The sequence below is a fragment of the Paenibacillus terrisolis genome (genome assembly GCF_056171975.1).
Window position 1 is genome coordinate 24,653 of record NZ_JBKFGG010000024.1, and the last position, 14,366, is coordinate 39,018.

General features: G+C 54.7%; 12 protein-coding genes. 6 read left to right on the forward strand and 6 right to left on the reverse strand.

Features of this window, described 5'->3' with window-relative positions; genetic code table 11:
• Positions 1 to 424 precede the first annotated feature (424 nt).
• Entirely contained in the window at positions 425 to 1,303 is an 879-nt protein-coding gene (gene aguB, locus ACI48K_RS17915) for an N-carbamoylputrescine amidase (RefSeq protein ID WP_475028980.1), read from the reverse strand.
• 30 nt (positions 1,304 to 1,333) lie between these two features.
• On the reverse strand, positions 1,334 to 2,371 hold the full coding sequence (locus ACI48K_RS17920; RefSeq protein ID WP_475028981.1) for an agmatine deiminase family protein: 1,038 nt from the start codon (positions 2,369 to 2,371) through the stop codon (positions 1,334 to 1,336).
• A gap of 219 nt (positions 2,372 to 2,590) precedes the next feature.
• On the opposite strand from ACI48K_RS17920, the gene ACI48K_RS17925 reads away from it, so the two are divergent.
• Entirely contained in the window at positions 2,591 to 3,196 is a 606-nt protein-coding gene (locus ACI48K_RS17925; RefSeq protein WP_475028982.1) for a hypothetical protein, read from the forward strand.
• A 753-nt stretch (positions 3,197 to 3,949) separates the two neighbouring features.
• Here ACI48K_RS17925 and ACI48K_RS17930 read toward each other — a convergent pair.
• Positions 3,950 to 4,996 carry an oxidoreductase gene (locus tag ACI48K_RS17930; protein ID WP_475028983.1) on the reverse strand — a complete coding sequence of 349 codons (1,047 nt, stop codon included), beginning with the start codon at positions 4,994 to 4,996 and terminating at the stop codon, positions 3,950 to 3,952.
• A 141-nt stretch (positions 4,997 to 5,137) separates the two neighbouring features.
• On the opposite strand from ACI48K_RS17930, the gene mprF reads away from it, so the two are divergent.
• Both mprF and ACI48K_RS17940 read left to right on the forward strand, forming a co-directional pair.
• Complete coding sequence (mprF, locus tag ACI48K_RS17935) at positions 5,138 to 7,735, forward strand: bifunctional lysylphosphatidylglycerol flippase/synthetase MprF (RefSeq protein WP_475028984.1); 2,598 nt, start codon at positions 5,138 to 5,140, stop codon at positions 7,733 to 7,735.
• Between the two features lie 91 nt (positions 7,736 to 7,826).
• Entirely contained in the window at positions 7,827 to 8,294 is a 468-nt protein-coding gene (locus ACI48K_RS17940; protein WP_475028985.1) for a heme-degrading domain-containing protein, read from the forward strand.
• Positions 8,295 to 8,714: 420 nt separating this feature from the next.
• On the opposite strand, the gene ACI48K_RS17945 is transcribed toward ACI48K_RS17940, so the two are convergent.
• The 3 genes from ACI48K_RS17945 to pcp form a co-directional block, all read right to left on the reverse strand.
• Complete coding sequence (locus tag ACI48K_RS17945) at positions 8,715 to 9,596, reverse strand: TolB family protein (RefSeq protein WP_475028986.1); 882 nt, start codon at positions 9,594 to 9,596, stop codon at positions 8,715 to 8,717.
• Positions 9,597 to 9,651: 55 nt separating this feature from the next.
• The gene (locus tag ACI48K_RS17950; RefSeq protein ID WP_475028987.1) at positions 9,652 to 10,245 is read right to left on the reverse strand and encodes a flavodoxin family protein; all 594 of its coding nucleotides are present in this window, start codon (positions 10,243 to 10,245) and stop codon (positions 9,652 to 9,654) included.
• Positions 10,246 to 10,401: 156 nt separating this feature from the next.
• The gene (pcp, locus tag ACI48K_RS17955; protein WP_475028988.1) at positions 10,402 to 11,028 is read right to left on the reverse strand and encodes a pyroglutamyl-peptidase I; all 627 of its coding nucleotides are present in this window, start codon (positions 11,026 to 11,028) and stop codon (positions 10,402 to 10,404) included.
• Positions 11,029 to 11,377: 349 nt separating this feature from the next.
• Here pcp and ACI48K_RS17960 point away from each other — a divergent pair, with 349 nt between their 5' ends.
• The 3 genes from ACI48K_RS17960 (at position 11,378) to ACI48K_RS17970 (ending at position 14,348) form a co-directional block, all read left to right on the forward strand.
• Positions 11,378 to 12,214 carry a serine--tRNA ligase gene (locus ACI48K_RS17960; RefSeq protein WP_475028989.1) on the forward strand — a complete coding sequence of 279 codons (837 nt, stop codon included), beginning with the start codon at positions 11,378 to 11,380 and terminating at the stop codon, positions 12,212 to 12,214.
• A 71-nt stretch (positions 12,215 to 12,285) separates the two neighbouring features.
• On the forward strand, positions 12,286 to 13,359 hold the full coding sequence (locus tag ACI48K_RS17965) for a C40 family peptidase (protein ID WP_475028990.1): 1,074 nt from the start codon (positions 12,286 to 12,288) through the stop codon (positions 13,357 to 13,359).
• 344 nt (positions 13,360 to 13,703) lie between these two features.
• Positions 13,704 to 14,348, forward strand: a complete 645-nt coding sequence (locus tag ACI48K_RS17970; RefSeq protein ID WP_475028991.1) for a guanylate kinase — start codon at positions 13,704 to 13,706, stop codon at positions 14,346 to 14,348.
• Positions 14,349 to 14,366: the final 18 nt, after the last annotated feature.

Below are 14,366 nucleotides of genomic sequence, written 5' to 3' on the forward strand. Positions count from 1 at the left end.
GAAAATAGCGGTACAAGATGGTCTTATTTTCGGCAAAACGTCCAAAATCAAGGGGAAAAGGAGCTCTTCTGAAGAAATAAGGCCATGAAACGGCGCTATTAGTATAGAATGAGGACTCTCCTGTGGAAATAAGGCCATAATGGACCGCTATTTTAAATGCCGGAGGGATGTGATGTTTGGGGACGTCGTTGACCAGAGCAGACAATTTGTTCTGATGCAAATCCTCGAAGTCAATCCGGTACCTGGACCTGGCAGCGATCTGGCAGGGTTTCTCTGCTCTATTGTTATGATAAATAAGTTTTAGAGGGTGTCCCAAAAGTCATCTATGATGGCTTTAGAGACACCCTCTCTCATCTTGGTTACGGAGTGGTGAACAACAATAACAGCCGAATTTAGCTGAAGTAAATGGGCCAAGCCGTGGAACCTAGTCGATCCGCAGTTCCCCGTCGTACGAGGTAATGATCTTGTACAGGTCCGGACGGCGGTCGCGGAAAATGCCCCATTCGATCCGCTGCGTCTCCAATTGGTCCAGATCGAACTCGGCCACGAGCACGGTTTCCTCCGTCCGATCCGCTTCGGCAATCTTGTTGCCCTGCGGTCCCGCGATGAAGGACGAGCCGTAGAAGGTGATGCTCGAATCCTCATCCTTTTCAAGGCCCACCCGGTTGGAGGCGATGACAGGAACCAGATTGGCGGCCGCATGTCCGAGCATGCACATCTGCCAGTGGTCGCGGGAATCGATGGAGCCGTCCTGCGGCTCCGAGCCGATCGCCGTCGGGTAGAACAGCAGCTCGGCGCCCATCAGCGCCATGCAGCGCGCCGCTTCGGGATACCATTGATCCCAGCACACGCCGACCCCGATTTTCGCGTAGCGCGTTTTCCATACTTTGAACCCGGTATCGCCCGGATTGAAATAAAACTTTTCCTCATACCCCGGTCCGTCCGGAATATGGCTCTTGCGATATCTTCCAAGCACCTCGCCGTTCGCGTCAATCACCGCCAGCGAGTTGTAGCGGGCATTGTTCTTTTTCTCGTAAAAGCTGATCGGAAGCACCACTTCGAGCTCTTTCGCAACCTCCCGGAAATGCTTGATCGCCGCGTTTTCCTCAAGCTCGGTTGCATACACGTAATAGTCCGACTTCTCTTTTTGGCAAAAATAAGGGGTCTCAAACAGCTCCTGCAGCAAAATAATTTGCGCCCCTTGCGCCGCCGCTTCTCTCACCAGCGCGTCCGCTTTGCGGATGTTCTCTTCCGGATTGCCGGAACAGCTCATCTGTGTGGCGGCTACCTTCACGTTTCTCATAGCGATTGCGATCCCCCTTCATGAATTATTTTATGCGCGTCCCAGCGGCATCTGCTGGGTCGTGCAATGTACATTCCCGCCTTCGCGAATGATCGCCATTCCGTCGACCGTGCGAATCCGCCGGTCCGGGAAGGCTTCGCCCAGCACCTGCTGCGCCTTGCGGTCGGTTTCCTCGGCCGCGTCCCCGAATACAGGCAAAACGATGCCGTCGTTCACGAAATAAAAATTCAGGTAGCTCAGCGTCAGCCGCTGCTCTCCGTAAAACGCCTTTGGCGGCTGCTCGATTTGAATGATCTCCAGCTTCCGGTCCTTGGCGTCGGTGGCTTCACCAAGGATGCGCAGGTTCTCCTGCGTGATGGCGTAATTCTCGTCTTCCGGGTCGTTGCAGACCTGCAAGATCACTTTGCCCGGAGCCGCAAAGCAGGCAATGTTGTCGACATGACCGTCCGTCTCGTCGCCGCTCAGCCCCCGTTTCAGCCAGATCACTTGCTCGACGCCGAGGAAGTTTTTGACCAGGGCCTCGATCTGCTCCCGGTCCAAATGCGGATTCCGGTTCACGTTCAGCAGGCATTCCTCCGTCGTCAGTAGCGTTCCTTCGCCGTCAGTATGGATGGAACCGCCCTCCATGACCAGAGGAGCGTCAAACTTCCTGACGCCTACATGGTCCAGGATTTGCGGAGCAACCGCGTCGTCCAGGTCCCAAGGCGAATATTTGCCGCCCCAGGCATTGAAGCCCCAGTTGACGCCGGCAAGCTCGTCTTGCCCGTTCAGCAGGAAGGTCGGCCCATTATCGCGCAGCCATGCGTCGTTATGCTCGATCGGCAGGCATTCGATGCGGCCTTGGCCTTCGGTGAACAAACCGCGGACCCTTTCCAGATCGTCCGGGTTCACGACCACCGTTACCGGCTCAAACTCGGCGATGGCTTCGATAATTCCGGCATATCCCCGGCATACCTGCTCGTACTGCTCAGGATACACCATCGATTCCCGCACCGGCCAGGAAATGAACGTTCTTGTATGCGATGCCCATTCGGCAGGCATTTTATAGTTTAAATCTTTGGGATTCATGGTCTCCTCCATACTTCTTCACAAGATTGCAACCGGCTGCCCGTTGCTCGTTTTCACCAAGATATCATATAACAAAACAGGCCCGCCCACAATTGGAACCCTGATCCATGAAAGGCTTGGGAACTGCCCGATATCCCGCTTGAGCAAAGGAACCCCTCCAACTATCCCTTGCCGACTCGGCGCTTCCACATATGAATAGTAAAAAAGGGAGTTGTTCGGATGATCCCTCCAAATCACCAACTCACGATCATTTTGGAACAAGACAAGCGGCGCCTTGTTGCCTCCACACCACTTCCCGGTGTGAACCGGATTGTCTTCGTCATCAACCGTCAGTTCACGAACGCGCCAAATACGACGCAAATCGCCAGCGGAGCGGGACGCAGCAGCGCGGCCGGCAGCAACGCGGCGATCAAATCGCCGTTCACGCAGCAGCAGCAAAGCGTCGGAGCCGGCGGAAAAGCGAAAAACAAAGCGATAAAAGAGGGCAGCCCGGGGCAAACGTACTTCCCGACGCTCGGACGGGGGCGCGGCAAAGTCCACGGCCGGGATAAAACGGGCCGGGGCGGTAAAGAGGTCGTCATCGTTTTCAACGATCAGATCGTTAAGGTACCGGGGCGCCAAGGAACCTCGTCGGCGACCCAGATTGCCAGCGGCGGCGGAACGTTCAGCACGGGCGGCACCAACTCCGCCATTCAAAGCCGCGGAACCCGGCAGCAGCACGCTGTCGGCGGCGGCAGCGGCAGCAAAGCCGCGAATAAGCTGGTGAAAAAGCGGGCGGGTAAGGACCAAAAGAAACCCGGCCCGAAACATCGGCGTTTGGGGTGAGGGACCAGAAACGAGCGCTCAAGAGGCGTGCTTGGAATGGCACTTAGTTTAGAGTGCGCGCGGGTGAGGCGTTAAATGTAAGGCGTAGATGGAATGCATATGCGTGATGCGCAGTGCGCACAGGTAATTGTGATGCGTATTGTGATGCGTGGTTGGCGTGGCTGTGAGTTGCAAGAGTAACTGTGGCACGTGACTATAGTGCGTAATCACAGTGAGTTTCCGGGGTGCGTGACTGTAATACGTAATTGCATTGAGTTGCTGGGATGCGCGAATATAGTGCGTATTTGCAATGAGTCGCTAGGGTGCGTAACTATAGTATGTATTTGCAATGAGTTGCCGGGGTGCGTGGCGATAGGGTGTTGTCGAAGAGTACCGGCAGCTATCTTTGGCAAGTGGCAAACTTATTCGTCGGTTCTAACGGACTGGAAAGTCGTTATTTCCCGTTTATGGGCCTTGCCCGGATTCTAACGGACTCAGGTGACCTTATTTAGCCTAATCGTGCCTATTTACTGCCGATTTGGGCCAAATAACGTCTCCTGGGTCCGTTAGGTTTTCGATAGGCCTTATTTTGCCGAAATAAGGTCTCTCAGATTCGTTAGCGCCGGCATTTCCGGGAAAAACTGCGCAGCGGGAGCCGACACGCAGTGCGAGACACACCATGCGGGACACACTTTGCGAAAATGCGGTGCAAACAACATGCTGCAAACCAACACAGCGAGAAACTCGTGGCGCAAAAAGACGCTCACCCCAAACTCAGTCCAGCATCACGCACTTCTCGCCGGCAAAGACGACGCACGGCTTGCAGCGGACGCAGTAACGAATCGCCTCTCGCTTCATTGCCTTGTTCACCCAGTCGGGATCGACGATGAGCTCCCGTCCGATGGAGGCGAAATCCGCAAGCCCTTGGGCCAAGATCTCATTGGCCCGCTCAGGTGTGCGAATCTCGTACACGACGATGACGGGGATCTTCACGCGCCGTTTTACCTGACTGCCGCCGTACACCGTCCAATTATACATAAAGCCTTCCGGCGCCTCCGGTTGACTGATGGAATAGCCGCTGGAAGAAACATGCAGCAGATCGATGCCCATCGCTTCAAGCAGCTTCGCGTTCTCGATGCCCTGCTCCAGTGTCGGATCGTTGCAGCCCATGCGATAGCCTAATATAAAAGACTCCGGGACCTCCGCTTTCACGCGCCCAATGATTTCCCGGACGAACCTCAGCCGGTTTTCCGCAGGGCCGCCATACCGATCCTGCCGCCGGTTCACAAGCGGAGAAGAAAACTGATTCAGCAAATATCCGTGGGCGCCGTGAAATTCGATGCCGTCAAAACCGGCGCGATAAGCCCGAAGCGCGGCATTGACGCAGGCATCCTGCAGCTCGTGAAGTGCTTCCTCGGTCATGGCTCTTGCCTGAACGCCGTTTTCGTCCGCATATTCCGAAGGTCCATAGACGCCGCACCCGTTCTCCGGCTTCATTTTCACGCCCAGATGCTGCAGCTGGAGCAATGCTTTGGCCCCGTTCGCATGGCATTCGGCCGCCAGCCTGGCTAACCCCGGAACATGATCGTCCGACCAGGCTCCAAGCTGCGAATCGATCGACCTGCTGTTCGGATGAATACTGGTCGCTTCCACAATAATGAGTCCAACTCCGCCTCTCGCCCGCGCACCGTAATGCCGCAGGTGACCCTCATTCACGTAACCGCCCCGCGTCTCGCGAACGAGAAATTCCATCGGAGGCATGACAACCCGATTGCGAATTTCATGCCCTTTTAAATTAAATGGTTCAAACAAATGCTCCATGCCGCTTCACCTTCCTAATCCCTTTATACCCCAGCCTCCAAAAAGAGGGCAACCGTACGTTTCATCCCACTTGTCTTGAAATGTTCGCTTCCCTTACAATGATATTTGATTATGAAAACGTCTCCGAGAGGATCTGAGTGTTTGAAGGCTTTTCCTAAACGCAAGCTAAAGCTTCTGATTCCGATATTCGCGCTTTCTTTTATGTACTGGCAGACCCATGAGCTGCTGCACAAAATGAACCTGGTCCATGCCATTTACCTGCTGCGGCGGTATGAGCCGGGGCATTTTTTGCCTTTGCTCGCCGTCTCGCTGGTCTCGATCCTGGCGATGAGCGGATACGATTTTTCGCTGATGAGGCACTTGCGGCAAAAAAATCGCCTGCTCTCTACCCTAAAAATCGGCTGGATCGCAAACAGTTTCAATAATGTGGTCGGCTGGGGCGGGTTGACCGGAGTAGGGCTGCGCCAGCTCTTGTACAAAAAAAGAGGGATCGATCATCCCGGACTCACCAAGGGGATCCTATTTTCGGCGGCCTCGACCGTAACGGGCCTCTCGTTCCTGGCGCTGCTCATCCTCGTTTCCGCGCTCCCCGGAGGCTTCGTTTTCCGGCAGGACGCTTGGCTGCGGCTGCTCGTGATCGGCTTCGCCATGTACATTTTCATATATATCCTGATGCATAAGCTGCCGTTCCTTCGCAAAAAAGAGGATGACGAGACCTACTCTCCGCCGCTGCCGTTTATGCTGGCCAATGTGTTGGCTTCCGTCATCGAATGGTTGTGTGCCGGTCTGACGCTTTGGATGGTGTTTTACACGCTGGAGATTCACGTCTCCTTTTCCGCCGTGCTGACGGTGTTTGCGCTGTCGTCCATGGCCGGCATCGTCAGCTTGATTCCGGGGGGCCTCGGCACCTTCGACTTCGTTTTCATCCTCGGGTTCGAAGCTTATGGCCTTCACCCCAGCCAGGCACTCGCGGGCATTTTGGTGTTTCGGATTTTCTACTATTTCCTGCCCTGGATCATCGGGCTGGCCCTGGCCTCCAGCGAAATCATGCCGGGCGCGGCCTCCTGGATGCAGGCGCCGCAGACGCTCGCGCAAGGATCGCTCGCGCGCTGGCAATCCTTCTGGAATTGGCCAAAGCGGCTGCTCTTCATGCAGGATATCGGGAACGCGGCGCTCGCCATTTTGGTATTCCTTAGCGGTCTGCTTCTGCTGATCTCTTCGGCCATCCCGGGGATCATGGACCGAATGCTGTTCATCAGCCGGTGGGTCACACCGGTAACCATACATATCTCCCATCAAATGGGCGTACTGTTGGGCTTCCTTTTGCTTGTGCTGTCGGAGGGAATTCGCCAGCAGGTACAGCGCGCTTATTACGCCAGCTGCTTTTTGCTTGGAGCGGGCGCCGTCGTAGCTCTCGTCAAAGGCTTCGATTATGAAGTGGCGCTGTTTTTGCTCGTCGTATTTCTATTGCTTTGGCTCTCCAAAGGACGCTTCCGGCGCGTTGGCACGGTACTCGGGCCGCGGATGTTAGCTTCCTGGGCCTTGGTTACTTTGCTGATCGCTTTTCTTTACATCCATATCGGCAGCATTACCCATCCGGTTCCATTCAAATGGGTGCCGCTGCATCTGCAGAAAAAATTCCTCCTAAAGGATGAGGATTTCTTCGTCGACGCGATGATCGGCCTTCTTGGAACCTGGGCTCTGTTTACGATCCGCGTCCTATTCCGGCCGCGCAAACCGGTCAGCGTCAAGCCGGATGCGGCGGATTTCGAGAAGCTTGCTCGTTTTCTGGAGAGTACCCGCGGGAATTATTTAACCCATTTATTGTTTTTTGGCGATAAAAGCTTCTTCTGGAGCAAAGACGAAAAGGCGCTCATCGCCTACCAGCAGTCGGGCAAATCCCTAGTCGCTCTTGGCGATCCCATCGGGGAGAATCGCGCGGCGATTCAGCGCGTAATTTACGAATTCCGCACCTTTGCGGATCAAACGGGATTGGTGCCTTTGTTCTATCAAACCAAACCCGATTTTTTGCCGGATTATCACGAGAACGGGTTCAACTTCTTCAAACTGGGGGAAGAGGCGGTCGTTGAGCTGGAGGGGTTCCAATTGACCGGACGGAGCAGAGCGGATCTGCGGGCCGTACGCAACCGGTTTGCACGCGAAGGATATACGTTTGAGATGGTGCAGCCCCCGTTCACGCCGACTCTTCTAAACCGGCTCAAGGAAGTATCGGACGAATGGTTGGACGGCCGGTCGGAAAAAGGTTTTTCGCTCGGGCAGTTCCGGGAAGCTTATTTGCAGTACGCGCCGATTGCGACGTTGTCCGACCAGGACGGCAAGGTGATCGCTTTTGCGACGATGATGCCGGCTTACGATCAGCATGAATCCGCCTCGATCGACCTGATGCGATATTCCGCGGAGTGTCCCAACGGAGTTATGGACGCGTTGTTCCTGTATTTGCTCGAATGGGCTAAAGAAGAAGGATACGCCCGTTTCAATTTGGGCATGGCCCCTTTGTCCAATGTCGGGAAATCCGAATTTGCGCATAGAGACGAGAAGATGGCCCATTATATTTTCAAATGGGGCAATCCCTTATACAGCTTCCAGGGGGTGCGAAAATTCAAGGAGAAGTTCGGTCCGAGCTGGGAGCCGCGCTATCTCGCCTATCCGACCAAAACATTTCTGCCCAAGCGGATTCTTGAGCTTACCCGGCTCGTTTCCAGGGGCGGCCGCCGCTAAAGCCGGACGGGATTTTTAGCTGTAACTTCGTCACGTCAGCATGTATAATGGGTCTGGATAATTAAATTATGATAAAGGAAGTGCTTTTCGCTTGGAACAATACAGCGCTTTATTGCAATCCTTGCTTCAGGAAGAAAAAGACTTGCAGTTCACGGAATTTGATCACAACACCGCTTATCAGGTTGGTTCAAGAATCATCGAAAAGGCGCTTCGCGAGAACAAATCGATCGTCGTGGACATTCAAAAAAACGGCGAGCTTCTGTACTACACCAAAATGAACGGCACGAACCTCGACAACGACCACTGGGTTAAACGCAAAAACAACGTCGTTCATTACTTCAAACACAGCTCGTATTACATGCATGTCGACTTCAAAGCGAACAACTCCAGCGTAGAGAACAACTACCTTGATCCGAAGGACTACGCCGCAGAAGGCGGAGCGTTCCCTCTGATCGTCAAGAGCGCCGGCGTCATCGGCACGATTACCGTATCCGGCCTGGAAGGCTCTGAGGATCACGCGATGATCACCAGCGTATTGAAGGAATTTTTGAGCAAATAAATCGAAATCGGTTTCGGAAATTCGAAAAGCCCCGGTCTCTTCCGTATGGGAGAGACGGGGTGTTTTTATTTGCGGCGTGTGTCGCACATTCCGAAATAGCGGTAAGAATGGGCTCTATTTACGGAGTTTGGCCGATTTCCCGCGAAATAGCGGTGAAAAATGATCCTATTTCAGAGTCACCTCTGGAAAAAGGACCCTTTCGCCCATTTCGATCATGAATAGCGGTAATCTACGCCTCTATTTTCGCCAAGCAGGCCATTTCTTTAAAAATAACGCCATTTCATACCGCCATTATCCAGCCTCTCAGCTATTAACAGAAAAACCCCCACCATGCCTTGCGGGAAGGCCGGGGGCTTGAGTTCTTTTGTATTGTCTGCATCCGTTTAGCGGCACGTCAATCGGACGGTCAGCAGTCAGCGGTTAGCCCTTCAACTGGTAGCTCACAAAAGCCAGGCGCTTGCTGTCCGGGGACCAGGAATTTACGTTAATCGTGCCTTGTCCGCCGAACAGCTTGACCAGCGTGCGGAACTCGCCGCCGGCGCTTGGCATCAAGCGGATTTCCACGTTTTTGTTCGCCGGGTGGTCGCCCGGTGCGACGTCTCCTTTTTTGTAGGAGATAAACGCCACGGTTTGGCCGTCGGGAGACACATGCGGGAACCAATTGTTGCTCTCGTCAAAGGTCATCTGCATCGGTTCGCCGCCGTCGGCGTTCATCCGCCACACCTGCATAAGTCCCGTACGCACGGAGTTGAACCAAATGGAGTTCCCGTCCGGGGAATATTCCGGGCCGTCGTCCAGTCCGGGAGTATCGGTCAGCTGTACTTCGTGACCGCCCTCTACCGGAATGGCGTAAATGTCGTATTGGCCGTCCCGTTCGGCGCAATAGGCCAGCGTGCTGCCGTCAGGCGACCAGCCGTGCAAATAGCTGGGGGCCATCGGTGTAATGAGCACGGGGGCGCCGCCGGACAATGGAAAAATATAAATCCGGGACTGGCCGTCCTCCTTCGTATGATGGCTCACCGCGATACGGGCGTTGTCCGGAGACAGCACATGGTCGTTGTTGCAGTGATTGACATACTTCGACTCGATCACGGTACTCTCCTGGGTCGCGATATCAAAAGAATAAATCCGGCCCAGACGGTTGTAGATCAGCTTCCCGCCATCGCGGGACCAGTTCGGGGCTTCGATCAGGTCGTCAAACCGGGCCAGCTCGGTTCGTTCGCCGGTCTCCACGTCTACCGTTTCAAGAATGCTCATGACGCCCCGGTCTTCCGTCTTCTGGGGCTCTTTTAGCGTTTTCATTGCGACAGCTCCTTTATTTGGAGGTTTACAAATGTATTATATCATCCGTTGTAAATTAAACGGTTTCCGGATCGCGGATTGTTTGCTTCAGAAGCTTTGCCATGTTGCGGCCCAGGGTCACGAAGGTTCTTTTCCCTTCTTCATCCTTCTGCACTTCCCCCGGATCCCGCGACAGCGTCATGTTCCAGTAGCTTGAGGTCGCGATATTCATTTCCGCAATGCCGAAAAAGAAATTGATGGCCGAATACACGAACGTGGAACCCGCCCGCCGGACGGAAACGACCGCCGTACCGACCTTGCCCCGCAGCAGATCGCCATTGTTGGCCTTGTTCACGTAACCGCAGCGGTCGATGAGCGCCTTCACCTCGGTGGATACGTTGCTGAAGTAGGTCGGGGAGCCGATAATGACGCCGTCCGCCTGTTCGATTTTGGCGATAAAATCGTTCATTTCGTCGTCCCTGCGGATGCAGCGCATGTTTTGGTTCACGGAGCATTTGCCGCACGCCGCGCATCCGAACACCTTCCGTCCGCCCAATTGCACGAACTCCGTCTCAATGCCTTGCGATTCCAGCTCCTGCAGCACCATCCGGATGCTCTGAGCCGTATTGCCTTCCTTTCTCGGACTGCCGTTAAACGCAACGACCTTCACACTGAATTCCTCCTTTTTTGATCCATGCGGAGATGGTTTTCAACCGTTAGCCAACAGCCCTGCATGGCTGTGATCATATATGCTCAACTAACCATCCTACACGGACATTTGGCATTTTTCAGTTAAGGAAGTTACACTTTTTTACAGTTTCGCCGTTCAGGATGGATTTGAATTTGCTTCGGCGGCGACCCGGGCGATGATTTCGAGTCCCTCCACGATTTGATCCAGCGACATGCTTGGCGCGCCTTTATGATGAACCGCCTGCTCCGGCAAATACGGGATATGGATAAAGCCGCCCCGTATCGGTTTTCCGTGAATGGAGATATGGTGCATTAATCCGTAAAACAAATGGTTGCACACAAAAGTCCCCGCCGTGTCCGAGACCGAAGCCGGAATGCCGCGGTCATGCAGCGCCCGCTCCATCGTCTTGACGGGCAGCGTCGTCCAGTAGGCGACGGGTCCTTCCGGGACAATCGGCGCGTCGACTGGCCGGTTTCCCGCATTGTCGGCGATTCTCGCGTCATCCACGTTAATCGCGATCCGTTCGAGCGAAATGTCCGAGCGCCCTCCGGCCTGGCCCAAGCAGATCACGATATCCGGACGCGTTTCCTCGACCTCCTGCAGCAAAACCTTAATCGACTCATGAAATACCGTAGGAATTTCCCGGACTTCTATCACGGATTCGCCGGTAGTTCTACCCTTCAGCCTGTTCACCGCCTGAAGCGCCGGATTGACGGTCTCGCCGCCAAACGGCTCAAAACCGGTTAGAAGAATCTTTTTCATATAGCCCTCCCAACGATTAGAATGAATCTCTACTTGCGAATTAGCACCGGCGAAAAAATCCGCGGACAAGGCTTGAATAAATCGGACGGCCTGAGCTATACTGATAAAAATGTATCGGAACCATGCCTATGATGAGCATCCAACTCGGAGGCGTTTTCGTCAAGGGGAAATGCAAGATTTCTCCCTAAGTGAACCGCACCCGCCCGTTACCGCGGAACTTAAGAGGGTTGAACGCCTTTACCGGGGCTCAACCAATTTGGGTGGCACCGCGAGACCGTAAGCGCTCCTCGTCCCAACGGACAGAGGGCGCTTTTTGTGTTTCCATTTTAATTTAAAAGGAGCGGTAGCCATGTTAGACATTCGGTGGATTCGGCAACATTCGGAGCAGGTTCAAAGTGCGGCGGAGCAAAAAGGGATCGGCATCTCCATTCCTGAGCTTTTGGAGCGGGACGACAAACGAAAAGCCTTGCTTCAAGATGTGGAGCGGCTGCGGCAGGAGCGGAATCGGTTGACTAAGGAAGTAAGCTCGCTTATGCAAGGAGGCAACCCGGAACAAGCCGGGGAACCGAAGGAAAACGTCAAAGAAGTGAACCGCCGGCTTGCGCTGCTCGAGGCGGAGCTGCAGGAAGCGGAAAACCAATTCGGAGAGCTGATCATGCTTGTCCCGAATATCGTCTCCCCGGACACGCCGCACGGCCTGTCGGACCAGGATAATGTGGAGATCAAACAGGTTCTCGAACCCGCGGAGTTCGCTTTCGCTCCCCGGGACCATGTTGCTCTTGGCGAGCTTCATCGCCTGATCGACATCCCCCGGGGCGTTAAAACAGCCGGAAGCCGCAATTATTATTTGACCGGCACAGGCGTTTTGCTCCATCGGGCGGTGCAGCAGCTGGCTGTGCAATACGATATCGAAACCTGGATGCCCAGCCGGAAAACCTACGGCGAGACGCACTCGTCGTCCCAACTGCTCGATTTCCAGGCTCGCCGTTCCCAAATCAGCTACAAGGATGCGAACGGCAAGCTCCAGTTCTGTTATACGCTGAACAACACGGCCGTGGCTTCGCCACGCATCCTGATTCCGCTGCTGGAGAACCATCAGGAAAAAGACGGCTCGATTCGGATTCCGGAGGCGCTGCGCCCATATATGAACGGCCTTGAGCGTCTCGAAATCGGCCAGGGGAAATAATTGCCACACAACTAATCGCGCTTGCCTTCGTCCAACTAAGTAAATACAACCAGAATTAGGGTGATGAAACCATGACGAAAAGCAAGTATGCAATTACGGCGATGCTGGCCGTTTCCCTTTTGTTCACGGCCTCCGCGGCACAGGCGGGGGCGGCGGCTCCGGCCATGAAGCAGGGGGCCACTGCCGGCAGCGTCTCTATTTATTTGGATGGGCGTCTTCTCCAGCCCGCAGCTCCTCCCCTCCTCGTTAACGGGACCGTTCTAGTTCCGCTGCGCGGGATCTTCGAAGCCCAAGGCGCCAAAGTAGCCTGGAATGCCGCCGATAAAACCGTGACGGCTTCCAAAGGCGGCGCCAAGCTGACCTACCGCATCGGTGAAGCGACGGCGGAACTGAACGGGCAGCCGCTCAAATTGACGGAGCCCGGCCGCATCGCCGGCGGGTACACCCTGGTTCCGCTGCGATTGGTAAGCGAAGCGCTCGGAAGCACCGTTACCTGGGACGCGCCGTCGCGTGCGGTGCGGATCGCTTCGCCGGCCGCACCGGTGCCGGTAACTTACGAGACGACCGTCGAATGGGGCGTAAACCTGCGCAGCTCGCCTGATGCCGAGAGCGCGACCGTCGCCGGCGAGATGCTGCCGACAGGCGAAAAAGTCCACGTCGTCCGCGAGGTTGGCGCGTTTTGGCTGGAGGTTCGCACCCCGGACAACCGAACCGGGTACATTTCGGCCAAGCCGAAGTACACCGACTATACAAGCCCTTCCCTGATTGAACATCAGACGGACGAGCTGATCGCTTACGGCAAAACCTTCCTGGGAACTCCTTATGAATTCGGGGCCTCCCCGGATCAGACCACTACGTTCGACTGCTCTTCTTTTGTCAAACGGGTCTATCAGGACACCCTTGGCATCGATCTTCCCCGCGTGTCCTACGACCAGGCGAAGGAAGGCAAGGAAGTCAAGATCGACGAACTCCGCAAAGGGGACCTGCTCTTCTTTAGCGCGCGGGGGCTTGATATCGGCCATGTCGGAATCTACGCCGGGGATAATCAGATTTTGCATACTTATTCCAAGGAACTGGGGGTTCATGTCGAGGCCTTCGACAACGGATGGCGCGACCGCTTCGTGACCGCCCGGAGGATATTTTAGACCTGGAGGATATTCTAGATAAGGAGTTAAGGAAAAGCCGTTTGGCAAAAGTTTGAAATGTTCTGGTCAAAGCTTTCTGAAAGAAAGCTGCTTCGGAAGCATGAGACTGTGGTCGCCTTTGTGAGCGGATTTTTACTGCATCAGAAGTTTTAAAATTCAAGAAATCCGGGAACAACAGCGATCGGAAGAACTTTTCACACGGCTGCCTTTCAGGCGTAATCCAAGTTCGACTTATGCAAATAACCCGCGAAATCGCTTGCCGGACAAGCGTGTTCCTCGCGGGTTTTAAATTTTAAATAAATGGGCGAATGTTGCCGAAATAATACTTATAGGAGGGAGATACGATGTGGAACTGGCTGAAATCTTCGAAAACCCCCGTTAGCCCCGAATCCAAAGAAAACCAGACCGATCCCGATGCGGCTGTCCAGCCCGATAACGGTCTGAAGCAGAAAGTCATCATCATTACCGGAACCAGCGGTTCGGGACGCAAAAGCATCGCCAAGCTGCTGAGCACCGAGCTTGGCATTCCTTACGTGCCGTCGTATACGACGCGTGCCATCCGCCCGGACGAAAATGACGGCGAGCATTATCGTTTTGTTACCAGCGACGTATTCCAGGCGATGGAGGAGCGGCATGAATTTTGCCAGACCGTTTCGCTCGAAAGAGGACGCTACGGAATCTCGATGCTGGAGCTCACGGACGCTCTGGAGCGCCATCAAGCGGCCATCGTCGTCGTTAACTGGGATGGCGTCGTGGCGCTGCGCAAGCAATTCGGCGGAGAAGCCATCCGCATCTTTTTGTACGTAACCAAAGACGATGTCCGGCTTCGCGAGGAGCGCAGCGCCGCTCCCCCTGAAATTGTGGAGGAGTACCTGCACAATTACCCGGACCAGGTGATCCACAAGAAAGATTCGGATTTCCTGCTGCAAAATATCGAAGAAGCGGCAACCGTGGCAAGGATCAAGGCCTTTTTGCAGGGTAAACTATAAGCCTCGGACAAACCGCAT

Bases quoted from the DNA above. Each gene is read 5' to 3' on its own strand.
- aguB (WP_475028980.1), bottom strand. From the start codon at position 1,303: ATGAGAAACGTGAAGGTAGCCGCCACACAGATGAGCTGTTCCGGCAAT.
- ACI48K_RS17920 (WP_475028981.1), bottom strand. From the start codon at position 2,371: ATGAATCCCAAAGATTTAAACTATAAAATGCCTGCCGAATGGGCATCG.
- ACI48K_RS17925 (WP_475028982.1), top strand. From the start codon at position 2,591: ATGATCCCTCCAAATCACCAACTCACGATCATTTTGGAACAAGACAAG.
- ACI48K_RS17930 (WP_475028983.1), bottom strand. From the start codon at position 4,996: ATGGAGCATTTGTTTGAACCATTTAATTTAAAAGGGCATGAAATTCGC.
- ACI48K_RS17945 (WP_475028986.1), bottom strand. From the start codon at position 9,596: ATGAAAACGCTAAAAGAGCCCCAGAAGACGGAAGACCGGGGCGTCATG.
- pcp (WP_475028988.1), bottom strand. From the start codon at position 11,028: ATGAAAAAGATTCTTCTAACCGGTTTTGAGCCGTTTGGCGGCGAGACC.
- ACI48K_RS17960 (WP_475028989.1), top strand. From the start codon at position 11,378: ATGTTAGACATTCGGTGGATTCGGCAACATTCGGAGCAGGTTCAAAGT.
- ACI48K_RS17965 (WP_475028990.1), top strand. From the start codon at position 12,286: ATGACGAAAAGCAAGTATGCAATTACGGCGATGCTGGCCGTTTCCCTT.
- ACI48K_RS17970 (WP_475028991.1), top strand. From the start codon at position 13,704: ATGTGGAACTGGCTGAAATCTTCGAAAACCCCCGTTAGCCCCGAATCC.